At 64.0% G+C, this 15,570-nt stretch carries 18 protein-coding genes; 9 read left to right on the top strand and 9 right to left on the bottom strand.

Annotated features, from left to right (window positions below):
* Nucleotides 1–20: 20 nt before the first annotated feature.
* The 3 genes from JWP83_RS10085 to JWP83_RS10095 form a co-directional block, all read right to left on the bottom strand.
* On the bottom strand, nt 21–587 hold the full coding sequence (locus JWP83_RS10085; RefSeq protein WP_297729538.1) for a DUF302 domain-containing protein: 567 nt from the start codon (nt 585–587) through the stop codon (nt 21–23).
* Between the two features lie 88 nt (nt 588–675).
* A complete protein-coding gene (locus JWP83_RS10090; RefSeq protein WP_297729541.1) occupies nt 676–1,842 on the bottom strand; it encodes an alpha-hydroxy-acid oxidizing protein in 1,167 nt (388 codons plus the stop codon).
* A 192-nt stretch (nt 1,843–2,034) separates the two neighbouring features.
* Nucleotides 2,035–2,556 carry a nuclear transport factor 2 family protein gene (locus JWP83_RS10095; RefSeq protein WP_297729544.1) on the bottom strand — a complete coding sequence of 174 codons (522 nt, stop codon included), beginning with the start codon at nt 2,554–2,556 and terminating at the stop codon, nt 2,035–2,037.
* Between the two features lie 127 nt (nt 2,557–2,683).
* Here JWP83_RS10095 and JWP83_RS10100 point away from each other — a divergent pair, with 127 nt between their 5' ends.
* From JWP83_RS10100 to JWP83_RS10110, 3 genes are all read left to right on the top strand, one after another.
* Nucleotides 2,684–3,214 (top strand): helix-turn-helix domain-containing protein, encoded by a 531-nt coding sequence (locus JWP83_RS10100; protein ID WP_297729547.1) that lies wholly within the window; start codon nt 2,684–2,686, stop codon nt 3,212–3,214.
* Nucleotides 3,215–3,265: 51 nt separating this feature from the next.
* Entirely contained in the window at nt 3,266–3,796 is a 531-nt protein-coding gene (locus tag JWP83_RS10105; RefSeq protein ID WP_297729550.1) for a PaaI family thioesterase, read from the top strand.
* Between the two features lie 72 nt (nt 3,797–3,868).
* Nucleotides 3,869–4,930 (top strand): enolase C-terminal domain-like protein, encoded by a 1,062-nt coding sequence (locus JWP83_RS10110; protein ID WP_297729588.1) that lies wholly within the window; start codon nt 3,869–3,871, stop codon nt 4,928–4,930.
* Between the two features lie 237 nt (nt 4,931–5,167).
* Here the strand turns inward: JWP83_RS10110 and JWP83_RS10115 are convergent, their stop codons facing one another.
* Nucleotides 5,168–6,022 (bottom strand): helix-turn-helix transcriptional regulator, encoded by an 855-nt coding sequence (locus tag JWP83_RS10115; RefSeq protein WP_297729553.1) that lies wholly within the window; start codon nt 6,020–6,022, stop codon nt 5,168–5,170.
* 143 nt (nt 6,023–6,165) lie between these two features.
* Here JWP83_RS10115 and JWP83_RS10120 point away from each other — a divergent pair, with 143 nt between their 5' ends.
* The 6 genes from JWP83_RS10120 to JWP83_RS10145 all read left to right on the top strand — a co-directional run bounded on the left by JWP83_RS10120 (nt 6,166) and on the right by JWP83_RS10145 (nt 10,889).
* Nucleotides 6,166–6,681 carry a hypothetical protein gene (locus tag JWP83_RS10120; protein ID WP_297729556.1) on the top strand — a complete coding sequence of 172 codons (516 nt, stop codon included), beginning with the start codon at nt 6,166–6,168 and terminating at the stop codon, nt 6,679–6,681.
* Nucleotides 6,682–6,812: 131 nt separating this feature from the next.
* Complete coding sequence (locus JWP83_RS10125) at nt 6,813–7,304, top strand: lipocalin-like domain-containing protein (RefSeq protein ID WP_297729558.1); 492 nt, start codon at nt 6,813–6,815, stop codon at nt 7,302–7,304.
* A gap of 147 nt (nt 7,305–7,451) precedes the next feature.
* Nucleotides 7,452–8,282 carry an enoyl-CoA hydratase/isomerase family protein gene (locus JWP83_RS10130; protein WP_297729561.1) on the top strand — a complete coding sequence of 277 codons (831 nt, stop codon included), beginning with the start codon at nt 7,452–7,454 and terminating at the stop codon, nt 8,280–8,282.
* Between the two features lie 2 nt (nt 8,283–8,284).
* Complete coding sequence (locus JWP83_RS10135; protein ID WP_297729563.1) at nt 8,285–9,502, top strand: CaiB/BaiF CoA-transferase family protein; 1,218 nt, start codon at nt 8,285–8,287, stop codon at nt 9,500–9,502.
* A 95-nt stretch (nt 9,503–9,597) separates the two neighbouring features.
* Entirely contained in the window at nt 9,598–9,831 is a 234-nt protein-coding gene (locus JWP83_RS10140) for a toll/interleukin-1 receptor domain-containing protein (RefSeq protein WP_297729566.1), read from the top strand.
* A gap of 338 nt (nt 9,832–10,169) precedes the next feature.
* Nucleotides 10,170–10,889: a hypothetical protein gene (locus tag JWP83_RS10145; RefSeq protein ID WP_297729569.1), complete on the top strand. Its 720-nt coding sequence runs from the start codon at nt 10,170–10,172 to the stop codon at nt 10,887–10,889.
* Between the two features lie 20 nt (nt 10,890–10,909).
* Here the strand turns inward: JWP83_RS10145 and JWP83_RS10150 are convergent, their stop codons facing one another.
* The 5 genes from JWP83_RS10150 to JWP83_RS10170 are packed head-to-tail and all read right to left on the bottom strand — an operon-like array spanning nt 10,910 to nt 15,458.
* The gene (locus JWP83_RS10150; protein ID WP_297729572.1) at nt 10,910–11,764 is read right to left on the bottom strand and encodes an MBL fold metallo-hydrolase; all 855 of its coding nucleotides are present in this window, start codon (nt 11,762–11,764) and stop codon (nt 10,910–10,912) included.
* The gene (locus JWP83_RS10155; protein ID WP_297729575.1) at nt 11,761–12,954 is read right to left on the bottom strand and encodes an alpha/beta hydrolase; all 1,194 of its coding nucleotides are present in this window, start codon (nt 12,952–12,954) and stop codon (nt 11,761–11,763) included. The genes JWP83_RS10150 and JWP83_RS10155 overlap by 4 nt, the downstream gene beginning before the upstream one ends.
* Nucleotides 12,951–13,670: a flavin reductase family protein gene (locus tag JWP83_RS10160; protein WP_297729578.1), complete on the bottom strand. Its 720-nt coding sequence runs from the start codon at nt 13,668–13,670 to the stop codon at nt 12,951–12,953. Before JWP83_RS10160 ends, JWP83_RS10155 begins: the two co-directional genes overlap by 4 nt.
* 29 nt (nt 13,671–13,699) lie before the next feature.
* Nucleotides 13,700–14,539 (bottom strand): MBL fold metallo-hydrolase, encoded by an 840-nt coding sequence (locus tag JWP83_RS10165; protein ID WP_297729582.1) that lies wholly within the window; start codon nt 14,537–14,539, stop codon nt 13,700–13,702.
* Complete coding sequence (locus JWP83_RS10170) at nt 14,520–15,458, bottom strand: alpha/beta fold hydrolase (protein ID WP_297729585.1); 939 nt, start codon at nt 15,456–15,458, stop codon at nt 14,520–14,522. Before JWP83_RS10170 ends, JWP83_RS10165 begins: the two co-directional genes overlap by 20 nt.
* Nucleotides 15,459–15,570 lie beyond the last annotated feature (112 nt).

Here is a 15,570-nt window from a genome sequence, read left to right on the forward strand (position 1 = left end):
GGCCCCGACGATCAGGATGCTCACTCTGGGCCCCGTTCCGGGTTGTCCGCGGTTTCGTCCGGGCGATCGAAGACATCGTCGGCGTTGACTCCGATGACCCGCAGCAGGGCAGCGACCTTGCGATCCAATGACTCGCCTACGGCGGTGACCTCGGGGATGCCCAGGCTGGCGAAGGCGGCGCTGGGCCGGTCCATCGTAAAGATGGCGTTGCCGTCGGGGTCGCTGTACACCAAAACGCGCAGAGGCGCGTACAGCAGCGCCGTGGGATCGTGGCGGAACATGGTTTCGGCGATCGTGTGGTTGCCCAGCAAGTATTCAACGGCTTTGATGTGGTGTCCGGCCACCGCCATGTGCGGAGTTGCGTCGATCATTGCGTACACCATGAGCTCGTTGGGCGCGTTGGCGGTCACGGCGGCCCGCACGTCGTCCCAGGTGCCGGCGCTGTCGCTGATCTGCTGGATTTGCACGGCGTCGAAAGCCGGGGCTGCTTCTTCGAAGGCGGCGCGGAATTCGTCGAAGGCGATACCGGTGGGAATGTCCACCCGAGTCATGCTGTGCTGTAGGGCGCGCGGCTGGGTGCTTGTCATGGTGTTTGTTCCCTTTCAGTGTTCGGGGAAAGGGCTAGTAGCCCTTTTGGTTCCACGGCAAAGACGTACGCCACGTCGGTGGGTCCGATCAGAGGCGTCGGGTGCCGGCTGAGCGCAGGTCTGCGATGGTGGGGAAGCCGTCGATGGCCATCAGCAGGTCCAGTTCGGCGAGCAGGGATCGCAATTGGGACACGACCCCGTCGGTGCCTCCGACGGCTAGTGCATACGCGTACGGGCGGCCGACGCCGACGGCGGTTGCCCCCAGCGCCAGGGCTTTGGCCACGTCGGAGCCGCTGCGCACGCCGCTGTCGAACAGCACCGGCATTCCCTCAGCGGCCTCCACGAGGGCCGGCAGGGCGTCGAGGGCGGGCAGCCCACCGTTGGCCTGGCGCCCGCCGTGGTTGGAGCAGTAGATGCCGTCGACCCCGTAGTCGCGGGCCTGACGGACGTCGTCGGGGTGCTGGATGCCCTTGAGCAGGATCGGCAGCGTCGTCAATGAGCGCAACCAGCCCAGATCCACCCAACGCAACCCTTTGCCAAACACCTTGACCCACTCCAGGGCGGCCGCCTTCGGGTCCTCGGTCGGGGACTTGTCCAGCCGCTTGAGGAACACCTCGTCGGTGAAGTAGTTCTGCAGTCCGTAGCCACGCAGGAACGGGAGATTAGCCGTGTTCAGGTCCCGCGGGCGCCATCCGATCACCCAGGTGTCCAACGTTACGACAACGGCCTTATACCCGGCTTTCTCGGCGCGAGCCACAAAGCTGGCGGCCAGGTCCTTGTCGTTGGGGGTGTAGAGCTGAAACAGCCCCGGGGTGGCTCCGGCGTGCGGGGCCACGTCTTCGAGGCGGTCTTGGGTCAGAGTTGAGGGCACCATCGGCACACCGGTCTGCGCGGAGGCCTTGGCCACCGCGATGTCGCCGTGGAAGTCCTGCGAACACAGCCCGATGACCCCGATCGGGCTCATGAACACCGGCGCGGGCCACGTCATGTCGAACAGTGACACCGACAGGTCACGCTCGGTGGCACCCACCAGCATGCGCGGCACGATCCCATAGCGGGAGAAGGCATCCACATTGGCGCGCTGGGTGCCCTCATCACCACAACCACCGGCAACGTACGAGTACACCCAGGACGGCAGCACCTCGGCCGCCGCGCGCTCCAGTGAGGCGAAATCGACCGGATACTTTGGCAGCCGACCGTCCAGGCCGTCGAAGTAGATCCCATATTGGTAGTCGCCGTACTGCGGTACCGCCATGACGGGACTCCTTGGTTGTTCAGTGTTAGAGACGTCGGACATTTCCGCTGGCTGTTCGGTGACAATGGGTTTCCTGTCCTCCATATCGAACTCAGCCGAGCGCCCAGGCCGCCGCCAACGCTTCGGCCTGAGCACATGCCGCAAAAGAGACACGCCATGACCACGACCGCAGCAGAGGACCTGCGCGCCAACCTAATCGGAGCCTGGACGCGACACCGGGCTCATCGCTGTGTTCGCGGTGGTGTCCTCAACGATCCGGGCACAGATCCGCCAGCCGAACTCCGGATCGTTTCGCAGCCGGTCAGTAACCAGAGAATGCACGAACACTGCCGGCAGTCCATCGCGGCGGCCCGCGACATCCCGCCAATCCATCGCGCGGCCCTCACCCGCGGCGGCGACGCGCAACAGGATGATTTGACTCGTCACCGTCAACGTGCCGTCATCGTTGGCGTCGACCACCTGGTTGATGTTGCTGCGCCGCACCCCGTCGGTGAGAGGTCGGTAGGCGTCAAGGAACGCGCGCACCTCGTCACGACCCCGCACCAGCCCGTGCGGATGCTCGACGGTGCAGTCCTCGGTGTACACCTCGAGGATCGCCTCCACGTCCCAATAGTCAAGCGCCATGTTGAGCCGATTGACGACGTCGATGACCTTCAGCCAATCGGCAGCGGGAATGGAGTGGGACACGAGTCCGAGATTTTGGGGACGCGGCATGGCGAGGACCTTTCAGGCGAGAAACGATGCGGAAGCCACCTTACTATGATTATCATAGTAAGGTGAGCCGTGGGACCACGGCGGCGATGAGGTTGCTCACCCTCACCAGTGCAAGGACGGAGTCAGGATGCGCACTCGATCATTCGCGGACATGAAGTGCTCGGTCGCCGGGGCACTCGAGCACGTCGGTGATCGGTGGTCATTGGTCATCATCCGCGACCTGATGCTCGGGCTTTCGCGTTTCGACGACCTGCAAGCATCGTCGGGCATACCGCCTCAGACCCTCGCCGATCGGCTACGGCGATTGCAGGCCTGCAAGGTCATCGTCAAACACCATGCACCGTCGGCGAGAGGCTACGAGCTCACCGAGAAGGGCCGCGATTTGCTGATGGTCCTTGCCGCGCTGCGTGAATGGGGTGATCGATGGCAACTGCACGGCACGATCGGTCCCCCGCTGGAAGTCTTCGACTCACAAAGCGGCAGCCCGGTCGCACTCACCATGATCGCGACCGAAACCGGACAACGCGTCAGCCGTCGACAACTCGTCCCCACACCGGGGCCCGGCGCCGACGAACGAATGCGGTTCCGACTCCGAGCCGGCCAACCCAAACCAAACGACTACCTAAGAATCGGCAACCAGAAATCTCCAGCCCCATGACCCCGATCGTGACCGCCACCGCCACACCCGGTCGCACACCAAGGAGACGACGTGACCGCAGAATCCACCGACACCACCGCCCGCACGGGGTGGGGACCGGAACGCTCGCGTACGGTCACTTGGTACGACCCCGGCCCCAGCACCGTGAAGGGCCTGTCGATGACCGGCGTGGACTACCTGCGGGCGATGATCGCCGGCACGCTCCCGCCCCCTCCCGTCGCCGGGCTGATGCAGTTCGATCTCGTCTCGGCTGAGCCGGGTCGCGTCGTGTTCAACTGTCGACCGGACGAGTCGGCGTACAACCCCATCGGCGCCGTTCACGGCGGCCTCGTCTGCAGCCTGCTGGACTCCGTTCTGGGCTGCGCGCTGCACAGCACGCTGCCGAAGCGCAGGCGCTACACCTCGGTGGAGATCAAGGTCAACTACCTCAAGGCGGTCCGGCTCAGCAGTGGCCTGCTCACCGCGACTGGGACCGTCGTCAAGTCCGGCACCCGGGTGGGATTCACCGAAGGCGTCGTCACCGACGCCTCAGGTGCGACGGTGGCCACTGCCTCAAGCACGCTGCTGGTCTTCGACGTCTGAGAAACACTGCCGCAGTTAGGTGAACACATCACATCGCCGGCCCTAGATCGCCAAGTGCCAACGGTCGCAAATGTGCGGATACGGCCGGTAATCGTCCCACTCCATCCCCCGTTCGTGACCGCGAGCGGCGTGATGGCGTCAGCTCCGCTGGTTCTTGTCGATGTCGCTAGCGACAGCGGAGTCGTCGGGCACGCATATGTATGTACGTATGCACCGAGCGTGCTGCCGGCGATGACCAAGCTCCTCGAAGACATCTCGGGGCAGCTCGTCGGCGAGCCCGCTGCGCCGAAAACCGTGATGGGCAGAATTCGAAGCCGTCTCGTTCTGCTCGGGACCCCAGGCCTGATGGACATGGCCCTGGCAGGTCTGGACATGGCGCTGTGGGACGTGCATGCCCGCATGTCAAGGCTCCCACTGGTTCGACTCCTCGGCGGTGAGCCGGAGCCAATCAAGGCGTACGCGAGCTTCGGCATGGACGGTCTGCAGCGCGCTGTCGAGGCCGCAGAACGCGGCGTGGAGGCGGGATTTCGTGCGATCAAGATAAAGATCGGCTACCCGACGCTGAAGCAGGACCTCGAAGTGGTTCGTGGCGTCCGTAGGGTCATTGGGGCCGACATTGACCTGATGGTCGACTACAACCAGGCACTCAACGTGCCGGAGGCCATTCGTCGGTGCCACGCGCTCGACGATGAAGGGCTTGCGTGGATCGAAGAGCCAACCCTGTGTGAGGACTTAGACGGGCACGCGCGAATTGCCGAAGCCATCAAGACGCCGCTTCAACTCGGCGAAAACGTGTGGGGCCCGCGAGGCATGATGGCGATGCTTTCTCGTAGAGCCTCCGACCTCGCCATGGCGGATCTCATGAAGATCGGCGGTGTCACGGGCTGGCTCGAGGCGGTCTCGATGTGCGAGGCCGCCGGCGTACCCGTGTCCAACCACTTTTATCAGGAGATGAGTGCTCACCTGCTTGCACTCTCGTCCTGCACGCATTACCTCGAATACTTCGGGCTTGCGGATGCGGTATTGGCCCGGGCCTCAGTTCCGTTGGGAGGTTTAGTCAAACCCGATGACCTTCCCGGTAGCGGGATCGAGTGGGACGAGGACGCAGTTGCGCATTACACCCCTATTCAGTAGCAAGCCAACGCCATCGCGGACCTTGATGCGCTCGCGGACTTCTTCTTCCTGGCCGAGGGCCTGCGGCTGTATCGAGTGCTGGCTGCTACTCACGACGACTAGCCGGGTGCTGCACGGGCGGGAGCGGCCTTTGTCACGCATGGGCCAGGCAACAGGGTCGCTTTCCGCCTCGGACTGACGCCAAGCGGGCCACCGCTCGTGTCGTGGTCATTCCGGGCTGCCACGCACCGTGTTGGGCTAACGAGCCAGATCCGGGCGAGTTGGGCTGTCCGCATCCTGTGTCGGCAGGGACCGTAATGCCTCTAGCGCACGGGCGGTGACACTTTCGGGCTCGGCGTGGTAGATGAGGATGTGTTGTCCCCCGGAATGGGGCAGGGAGAGCCGGTTTCGGTACAGCTCCAGCTCGCCGACTCGGGGATGACGCATCTTGATGGTGCCGACGCGGTAGCCGACGTCGGCACGCTCCCAGAGCTGACGGAAAAGTGGGCTGTCCTGGGTGAGCTGGTCGATCAGGGCGCGCAAGCGGCGATCGTTTAAATCGGTGACGGCGACCTCTCGCAGCCCGCGCACGAGGTTTTCCGATGCGTATTCCCAATTCGAGTAGAGCTGCCGCGCAGCCGGTTCCAGGAGGCGCCAGCGGAGCACGTTTTCGCCGATCGTGTACTCGGGTGACAGTGCGCGGGCGCAGGGGTTGGAGGCCAGCACATCGAGGCACCGGTTGACGATGGCAGCCGGCATGGGGAATTGCGCGATCAGTCGACCCAGGCCGTCGGCAACTTTCTGCGTCGCGGGTTCGGTCCCGTGCTTGCCGGGGAGGTGCGCTAGCTGGCAAAGATGCTCGGTCCCTTCGATGTCCAGTTGCAGTGCTCGGGCAAGGGCGTACACCACCTGTTCTGATGGGTGGGTGACATGGCCCTGTTCGATCCGCAGGTAGTAGGCGACGCTGATGCCGGCGAGCAACGCCACTTCCTCACGGCGCAAACCCGCCACACGTCGCCGTGACCCAGGATCGAGCCCGACGTCCTCGGGCCGCACCTGCTTGCGTCGCGCGGTCAGATAGTCACCGAGGGCATCAGCCTTGCGTGTCGCCACCGCTTGATCCTAAGCCGGTCCCTCTCAATATCACGATCAACTGGGACTGGCTGGCGGCTCCCGAACCCTGTCGAATCGGGCCACGCTGTTGGTAGCCGCCAAAGACGGTGGCACCAAACAGAAAACGTAGGAAAGGAACTGTCATGACTGAGGTTCACGCATTGCCCGATAAGACGCTGACTCCCTTCGAGGGTGCACTCGTCACTATCCGTTCGAAGAAGTCCTACACCGACGTCACTGCGGCCATCGAAGCCAAGTTGCAGCGCTTCTCGATCGCAAAGTTCATGGAGTACGTGGTACACCAGGACAAGGAAGGTCTTGAGGCCTACGTGGCACGGGTTTCGGCACCGAGCAAGTTCTCCATCTTCTGGGACTTCGAGCAAGGTTCGTCGTTCAGGCTCGCCGGCATCCCGATCGAGTCCAAGTTCTACCTGGTGGGTAACGCCGTCATCGCCCGCGGCCTGTTCCGCTACACCGGCGCATCAGGACTGGGAGCACCGGTTCGGATCTGCGTGTCCCAGCGCGACGGTGAGGAAACCCGCATCGACCTGGATCTGCCCTCGGCCTTTTTCAGCAAATTTCTGGAAACACGCGAGTCTGATGTTCCCGCGTTGCTGGACGCCGAAATGGTGAAGGTCTTCGAAGACGCCGCCGCTTAACGACAACGGGCCAGCACAGATGGGGCCATCAGCCTGCTCGCCCAACCGGGGTTTGAGGCCGGGGTGAGTGAGCGGGACGGAGCCACCAGCGCTACAACGCAATAACTACATCACCATGAATGGAAACCATCATGACCATATCCACCGACATTGACTTGCGCCACTACATCATCGGGGCCTGGATCTTGGAGTCCTACGAAAGTTTCGACCTCGACGGGTCTAATGTGCACTACCCCTTGGGTTCTGACGCGCGGGGAATCATCATGTACACCGCTAACGAGTACATGTCCGCCCAGATCATGCGCTCAGACCGCCCGCAGTTTCACACCGGAGACCTCGCGGCCGGCGACAACGAGGAACTGGCTGCTGCGGCCAGCGGATACCTTGCCTACACCGGCCCTTACACCGTGTCCGATGACAACGTGATCAGCCACCACGTCCAGGTCAGCCTGCTGCCCAACTGGATCGGCGGCACCCAATACCGCGCAGCCAAAATCGGCAAACAGCGCCTCGAGCTCGGTCCCACCGAGCCCACGCTGATCGACGGGCAACTCCGAAACGCCCGCCTGGTCTGGCGCAAGCCAAAACAAACAGTATCAGTGAGCAATACGCACCGATGCTGAACCGGTGCAGCTCAATCGAAGGATTGGTCTCCACTCTAGGGCCGAATTCCACGTCGGCCGAGGTGCGAAAGTCACTGCACAACAACGCTTCTAGAACGAGATCAGTAAGTAAATAGGTCAACCGAGATAGTAAGGAGATGAAGTGAAATGAGTAGTACAGAACACGCCACTGATGGGGCACCCGCGCGCCTGGTTGTGCCCGGTCCAGACACCCCGCCAGTAGGGCGGGAGATGGACGGCCACCTCGCCGTGCTGACGATGCAGTACGCCCCGCACAATTTCCTGGGGACCGAGCTGACCGCCGGGTTGCTCGAGGGTCTGCAGTGGGCGAAAGACCAAGGCGCACGCGCGGTGCTGCTCAACAGCGGGTTGCGTAATTTCTGCGCCGGCGCCGATCTAGCGATGTTCCAAAGCGCCTACCGCGGTGTTGCCCCGGACATCGACTTGGTCGAGGTGCTGCGCGCGTTCGACTCGTTGCCCGTGCCGATCGTGGCCGCCATTCACGGCGTGACGGTCGGCGGCGGGCTTGAGATCGCGCTGGCGTGCGACCTGATCATTTCTAGCGAGTCAGCCAAGATCGGCAGCGTCGAGGCCACGCTCGGGCTCAACCCGCTGATGGGTGGGATTCAGCGGGTCACCGAGCGCGCCGGGGCGGCGCGGGCCAAGGAAATGGCGCTGTTGGCCCGCCGGTACGACGCTCGCACGCTGGAGCGCTGGAACATCATCAACCGGGTGGTGCCCGACGAGAAGCTCGGTGATGTCAGTGTGACGGTCGCCCAGGAACTGGCCAACGGCCCCACCCTGGCACACGCCTCGACTAAAGCGATCGTGTCCTACACCCTGGCCCACGGCGTGCCCGCCGCCGACGAGGTGATGCGCGACCTGCAAGCCGACTACTGGAAGTCCGAAGACCTCAAACGCGGTCTTGAGTCGTTGGCCGCCAACGGTCCCGGTGCCGCACGATTCGAAGGGAAATAATCATGAGCTTGCCACTAGAGGGCGGGCGCGTCATTGACTTCACCCGCGTACTGGCCGGACCCCACTGCACCAAACACCTGCTCGACCTGGGGGCCGAAGTCATCAAGATCGAACCCCCCACCGGCGATATCACTCGGACCTCCTACCCGCGACAGGGTGAGATCAGCGGCTACTACGCCCAGCAAAACGCCGGCAAACGCGTCCTGAGCATCGACCTGAATTTCCCCGAAGCACGCGAGGTGGTCGCCCAGTTGTGCGACACCATCGACGTGATCGTGGAGAACTTCCGTCCCGGAGCTTTGGCCGCGTTCGGTCTCGACTACAAGTCGGTGGCCGCGCGCAATCCCGGCGTGGTCTACGTCTCCATCAGCGGCTACGGCCAACGCGGGTCGTGGCGCACCCGGATGGCCTATGCCCCCACCGTGCAGGCCGAGACCGGATTCACCGAGAACACCTTGCGGCAGTTCGGTGTCGAAGGGGATGCGCGTCGAAGCGATGCGTTGTCGCACGCCGACGTCTATGCGGGGCTGCATGCGACTATCGCGGTGCTGGCCGCGCTGGCGCATCGCCGAGTCACCGGCCAGGGCCAGTACGTCGACGTCGCGATGGCCGCGGTGCTCACCTCGATCAACGAACGAGTCCACTACGACCTGTCCGACATCGACCTGGGCGCCGAGCCCCCGATCCTGGGTGCCACCGACTGCGTGTTTTTCACCGGCCCAGAAGGAGAACAGTTCGTCTCCCCAATCAGTCTTGTCGGCACCGAAACGTTCCCGCTCTATCTGCACGCCATGCGCCGGCCCGATCTGGTCGACGATCCGCGATTTGGCAGCGCAGAGTCGCGCCGGACGAACTTCGATGCGTTACACACCATCGTCCAAAACTGGATCGACACCTTCGATTCCATGGAAGCTCTGGACGCGCAATTCGACGAATCCAAGATCGCAACCGGTCAACTGCGCGATATCGCCGAGTTTAACGAGACCGAATGGGCCAAGGACTGGGTCCTGACCCGGGAAGTCTCCGACCGACACGGAGGGACCGTCACAATCCCCGCGCCGCCGTGGCACTTCAGCGACCACGATGGCAGCCTTGCCGAGCAAATCCCCGCCCACCAAGGCGAACACAACGAGGTAATCCTCAAAGAGCTCGGCTGCACCGACGGCCAAATACAGGCACTCAAAGACAAGGGGGCGCTAATCACCGCGGCACCGGAATGACCACCCGCAACACATTTTTGAGGTTGTGCTGTCCACCTGGACCCAACGCGGTGAGGTGGACAGCACGCGTTGGGCCTGCCGAAGTTGGTCGCGAGTTGTGCACCCATCTCCAAGGCCTCGGCATTCGGGTCTGGTTCGACGAGGTCGTTATCGAGCCCGGAGCCAGCCAGGCGCTCCAGATGGATCGGGGCCTTGCGAAGGCGCATTGCGGGATCGCGCTCCTGACTCCGGCCTATCTGGCTGGCCGCTTCTGGACAGATCGTGAACTTGGAGCGCTCCTCAGCAAGAAGACCCTGATACCCGTCCTGGACGGCGTCGATTTCGGCTAGGTCAGGGAGTACAGCGGCATCCTGCCCGATTTGGATTGCTTCGAGACCTCCCGCCACTCGGTCGCTGAGATCGCCGACAAGATTGCCGCTGCCGTGCTCCGGCGGAAGGCGGCGTGACCGCAGGCTCCTAGGTACGCGCCCGACGCCGTAGCGCCACCACGTTCCCAGCGGCCCGGCTCTCAGCTGCGGTCTCCGTGGCTCGCGCGGAAAATGACATGCATCTGAGACAGATTGCAGATGACACGGCATGAGACGTGCACCATCACCCCAGGTCAACCGGCCGGAAAATGACACGCAATGTGAGAATCGACAAGGCATGACGTCGACAAAGGGTTTTCGTGACTGGTTTGCTTGACGCGGTTCTGCGTGCGCATGGCGGACTCGAGCGTTGGCGGCAATTCAGCGCAGTGCAAGCCACCGTCGTCACCGGAGGAGGGTTGTGGGCCATCAAGGGCCAGCCGCAGGATCCGCAGCCGCGGCAGATGAGCGTCGCAACTGATCACGAGTGGGCTTCGGTCCGGTCGTTCGGCGCCGACGATCAGAAGACCGACTTCACCCCCGACCGGATCGCGATCGAAAAGCTTGACGGCACTGTGGTTTCCGAGCGACGCGATCCCCGTCGATCATTCGACGGGCATGAGTTCGCCACGCCGTGGGATCCGCTGCAGCGCGCCTACTTCAACGGCTACGCGATGTGGACCTACCTCACGACGCCGTTTCTGCTGACGCTGCCAGGCGTCTCGGTGAACGAGATCGCGCCGGTGGAAGACAACGGCGAAACCTGGATGGGACTGCAGGCGCCGTTTCCGTCCGTCATCGCAACCCACTCGACGGTTCAGGAGTTCTACTTCGGCGACGACCATCTGCTGCGCCGCCATGACTACCGCGTCGAGGTGGCCGGAGCATTTGCCGCCGTCCAGTACACCACCGACATCGTCGAGGCCGGCGGCATCAAACTGCCCTCCAAGCGCAGGGCCTACCGTGCCGACGACCAGAACATCGCCATTCCCGATCAGCTGATGGTCGCAATCGACCTGCGCGACATCCGCTTTGCCTGAAAGTCGTCAGCGTCCAAGCGTCACGACTCGGGGAAGAGCGTGATGGCGGCGCCCCACAGCGCGCCGGGGTTTAGCCGGTTCGGGTGCAGTGCAAGCATGCCCTCGTAGAATTCCTGCGCTTGTTCTGACGACCCGACCAGGTGACGTGCGTCTGTTAGATACTGTCGCGTTGCCTGGATCTGCGACGGGCCGTCGAACGCGCCCGGGTTCTTGTGGCCGGCTATGACTGCCGCAGGGCGCAGCGCCTCGGCGACATCGAGGGCGGCGAGCCAGTCGTCGATGCCCGGGATACCGCCCGACTCGGCGAGATACAGATGCACGCCGTTGTAGACCACGTCGCCGGCCACGAGGAGCGCGATCTCGGGCACGTGCAGCATGGTCGTCGCATCGGTATCGGTGTGGCCGACTTCGATCGGGCGCAGCCCAACGCCCTCGAGCTCGAAACCGCGGTGGTCGACGACCTCGACATCGACTTCGCCACTGGGCAGTTGACCGGGAAAGACCTTATCCCAGACGTTGGCTCGGAGCTCTTCGGTGTTTTGGCTGGCCATGTGTGCCTTGGTGCCTTCGGTGGCTCTCACCGTCACCGCGGGGAACCGTTTCAGCAGCGGGATGGCCCCGAACCAGTGATCGCCGTGGCCGTGGGTGATATAGATCTGGCGCAGCCGGCGTCCCGATGACTCGATCCAGTCACCGACGTCGGTAGCCTGAGAGTCGGTCAGCGGAGGGTCGACGAGTACCGCGTCGCGGGATCCCAGGATCAGCGTCGAGGTGATGGGCGACCACATGCGGGTGGTGCCGTCGGGCAGCGGGCCGCGCCCCGATTGTGGGATCTGTTCTGTGACAAAGAGTTTGTAGTTCAGTGGCGAGGTCATGGCGTCTCCTGCAGGAAATGATCTGCCGGGATCTCGGCGGCGAGTCGGTTGCGGATCTCGGTCGCGAACCGTAGTACGGCGCCCAGCGGTCGATGGTGGATGGCAACTGCGGCGATTTTGCCGCTGGCGTCGCGGTCCAGGATGGTGATGCCCCTGATCTGCGTGCCGCCGAAGGCGGTTGCTTTCCATTGCAGATACGTCGTCGGTCCGTCATGAGCCTCGGCGGTGAACTCCAGTGATTCATAGATCGAGCTCGCGGTGGCCAGCACCTGTGCGACTTCTTGCTTGCCCGTGATCGGCTTGGCGAGGGTGGTGGCGTCCAGGACGACGTCGTCGGCGAATTCGGCCGCGAACGCGTCCTGCGACTGTTCGGCGAAACTGCCGCGCCATCCGCTGGCCGTCGTGGTGTGCGTGATCTGATCGCTGAATTCCAGGATCATCTCGGCCACTGTGTCTGGTTGCTCGACGTGCAGCCAGTGCCCGCCGCGATCGATGACCTTTTCGCGGGCGCCGGGGAATCGTGGCACGATCTCCTCGACGAGCGCTTTGGTCACGAATCCGTCAGCGTCGCCGCGGATTACGACAACGGGCCCGGTGTAGTCGCTGGTGGCCGGGGCGTCGGATACTCCGTTGTTCCAGATATCGACGTAGCGTGCCACGACGGCCGGTAATACCGGTGCTCCCGATCCGATGAGCCGATCCAGCTGCTCTTCTGCCAGGGCCGGGGAGAGTTGGCTTCGCGCCGCCCGTTGCGCGTCGGGGTCACCGGCGAGCGCCCGGAACGGCGCTACCGCCTCTTCGGGTAGCCGGGTGCCGCCCAGTGGCACGGGGGTGAGCAGGACGAGGCCGTCGACACGGTCGGCGTGTTCGGCGGCGACGAGTTCGGCGATCTGGGTTCCCAGGCTCTGGCCGACGACGATCACCTGAGAGTCGGTTTCGTTGAGGACCTCGCCGGCTTCGGCGGCCAGGGATTGCAACGACAGCTCGCGTGGATCGGTGACCGCTGTTGACCGGGCGCCGAACCCGGGCAGGTCGTAGCGGACGGTGTTGACTTTGCCTGCCAGTGAGGCGATCACGCCGTCCCACACCGTGGCGTCATCCAGGAAGCCGTTGATGAACAGCAGGGTGGGCGCACCGTCGAGGATCGCCGATGTGGTGGTGACGCTGACGTTGTCCGGTGTCGTGGTCATGACGCCGCCTTGGTGGCACCCGACGGCGACCAGTCGGCGGTGTCGATGGGGGAGTAGTCACTGGAGTGGCCATCGAGACGCTCGGCGCGCGTTGCGGCCAGTCCCGCGGCCAGACCCTCGGGCAGCGGGGTGGTGAAGATGTTGTTGACGAGCGTGTACTCGCCTGCGAGCCTGCCGAATGCACCGACCGCTCCGACGTCGATGCGCCCGCGGTCCAGGTAGAGGTCGTCGCGGACGTGGATGCGCTTGACGTCGCCCCACACGACGTGGTCGGGCAGTGGCGGCATGGGGGTGATGCGATTCACCGTGCATTCGAACGAGATCGGTGCGTCGGCGATGCGCGGAGCCGCGATCACCTCCGAGGATGCCTTCTCCAGGCCCAGGGCGGCGAATTCGTCGACGTCGGAGTCGAATTCGACCGCCGACTTGTGCACGGCGTCCGCCTGCGCGATGGAGGCGATGTTGACCACGAACTCGCCTCTGTCGCGGATGTTGACGAAGGTGTCCTTGAGCGTGACGCCGTCAGAGCGCGGTTGCAGGGTGATCGACAGCACCGGCGGGAACCGGCCGACGACGGTGAAAAACGATACGGGTGCGATGTTGCCCACTCCGCTGGGCGACGCGGTGCTGACCCAGGCGATCGCGCGGGGCAGCACGCTGCCGATGAGTAGTTTGTAGCTCGATGTCGGATCGAGATCTGCGGTGTCGATGATCATGACTTTTCTCCTTGGTTTTATCGGATAGGTCAGGACAGCAGCGCTACCGCGCTGTACCAGACGGGTCCTACGTTGAGCCGATCCGGGTACAGCCGGGTCATTTGGGTGAAGAACTCATCCGGGCTGGGATTGCCGGCGAGCAGTCGTTGCGCGTCCAACAGGTAGTCGCGGGTCTCGTTGATGGCCTTGGGGTCATCGGGCAGGTCTTTGTTCTTGTGCCCGGCGACCACGGCGCGCGGATCCAACGCTACGACGGTGTTGAGCGCCTGCAGCCATGCGTTGATGCCGCCGTGGGCGCTTTCCAGCAGGTACTGGTGCACGCCGTTGTAGACGACATCGCCTGCCACGACGAGCCCGATCGAGGGCACGTGCAGGACGGTGGTGTCGTCGGTGTCGGTGTGGCCGACCTCGATGGCGTGCAAGCGCTGGCCCTCCAGCTCGAATCCGTCGTCCGGAACCCGTTGGTAGACAACGGGGCTCGGTGGGATCTGGCCGGGGAAGTCGACATCCCACATCTGGGCGCGTCCAGTCGTGGCCTGCTCACCCATCTTGGCGATGGTGCCGTCGGTGGCGTACGCGACAGCTGACGGGAATCGCTGCAGTAGCGCGTCGGTGCCGAACCAGTGATCGCCGTGCCCATGGGTCGCGTAGATGTGGGTCAGTCTCCTGCCGGAGTCCTCGACCCAGTCGCCGACTCGTTGGATCTGGTCGTGGGTGAACGGCGGGTCGACCAGCACGGCGTCGTGCTCGCCGTAGATCAGCGTCGAGGAAACTGGTGAGGAAACGATGGGGCTTCCGTCGGGCAGCCGCTGGTCGCGGTTGCGTCGCACCCCGTCGTGGACCATCACCTCATAGCGCAGCAGTGTCATGACCATTCCTTCCTTCGGTGGTTTCGGGGGCGTTTAGGTATTCGACGAACCAGTCGCGGGCCGCGCCGGCGGCCTTGTCGAACTGATCGGTGTAGGGGTCGAAGTGGCCACCGGGGATGGTGACAAGCTTTTTCGGCTGCAGCGCCCGCTCGTAGCCGGCCAATGCAAGGTCAGTGACCGTGATGGTGTCGTCCAGCCCGACGATCATCAGCAGCGGTGTAGGGGAGACGCGCGAGATCCACGTTCCCGGCTCATACATCCGGGCGGCGCGCGATGACCGCACGGTCATCACGTTGTGCCACACGCCCTCGGGCACGGGCTGGTTGTAGAACGCGACAGCGTCGGGGGCGCGGTAGGCGGCGGGAGTCGCGGGATCGGCGCTGATCACCGCCTGGGTGGCGGGCGGCTCGCCGCGAAACTGGCGTTGTTCATCGTCGATGAAGGCGGCCTCCAGCGCGGGTTGCTGATCGGGTGCGATCCGTCGCAGGCTCTGCTCGTAGCCGCTGATGGTCGGGACCTGGGCGACGACTGCACGCAGCCGCCGGTCGGTGGCGCCGAGCACGATGGCGTGCCCGCCTGCATAGCTGCTGCCCCACAGGCCGATCCGGTGCGGGTCGACATTGGGCTGGGCTTCCAGGAAGGAGATCGCCCGGCGCCAGTCGGCGATCTGTTGCCACGGGTCGACGTCGTAGCGCGGCGAGCCGTCGCTGGCTCCGAACCCGCGATGGTCATGCACCAGAACCACGAAGCCCGCGTCGGCGAAGAAGCGGGCGAAGCGCTCCAGCCCATGTTCCTTCACCCCGGCGAAACCGTGCGCCATCGTGATCGCTGGAAAGGGACCCTGGCCATCGGGGGTAAATAGCCAGCCCCGCATTGTCACGTCGCCCTCGGCGCCGAACTCGACGTCCTCTCGGTTCATGTCCCCGCTCCTTTTTGGTGTCGGTAAGCGGCACAACATCCACGATGTGTGTGTTACGTCCCAAAACGGGAGTCCGCATTAACCCTGGTATTGGGAGGAACAGCTTTACGCT

This window comes from Mycobacterium sp. (assembly GCF_025965855.1).
Classification (GTDB): Bacteria; Actinomycetota; Actinomycetes; order Mycobacteriales; family Mycobacteriaceae; genus Mycobacterium.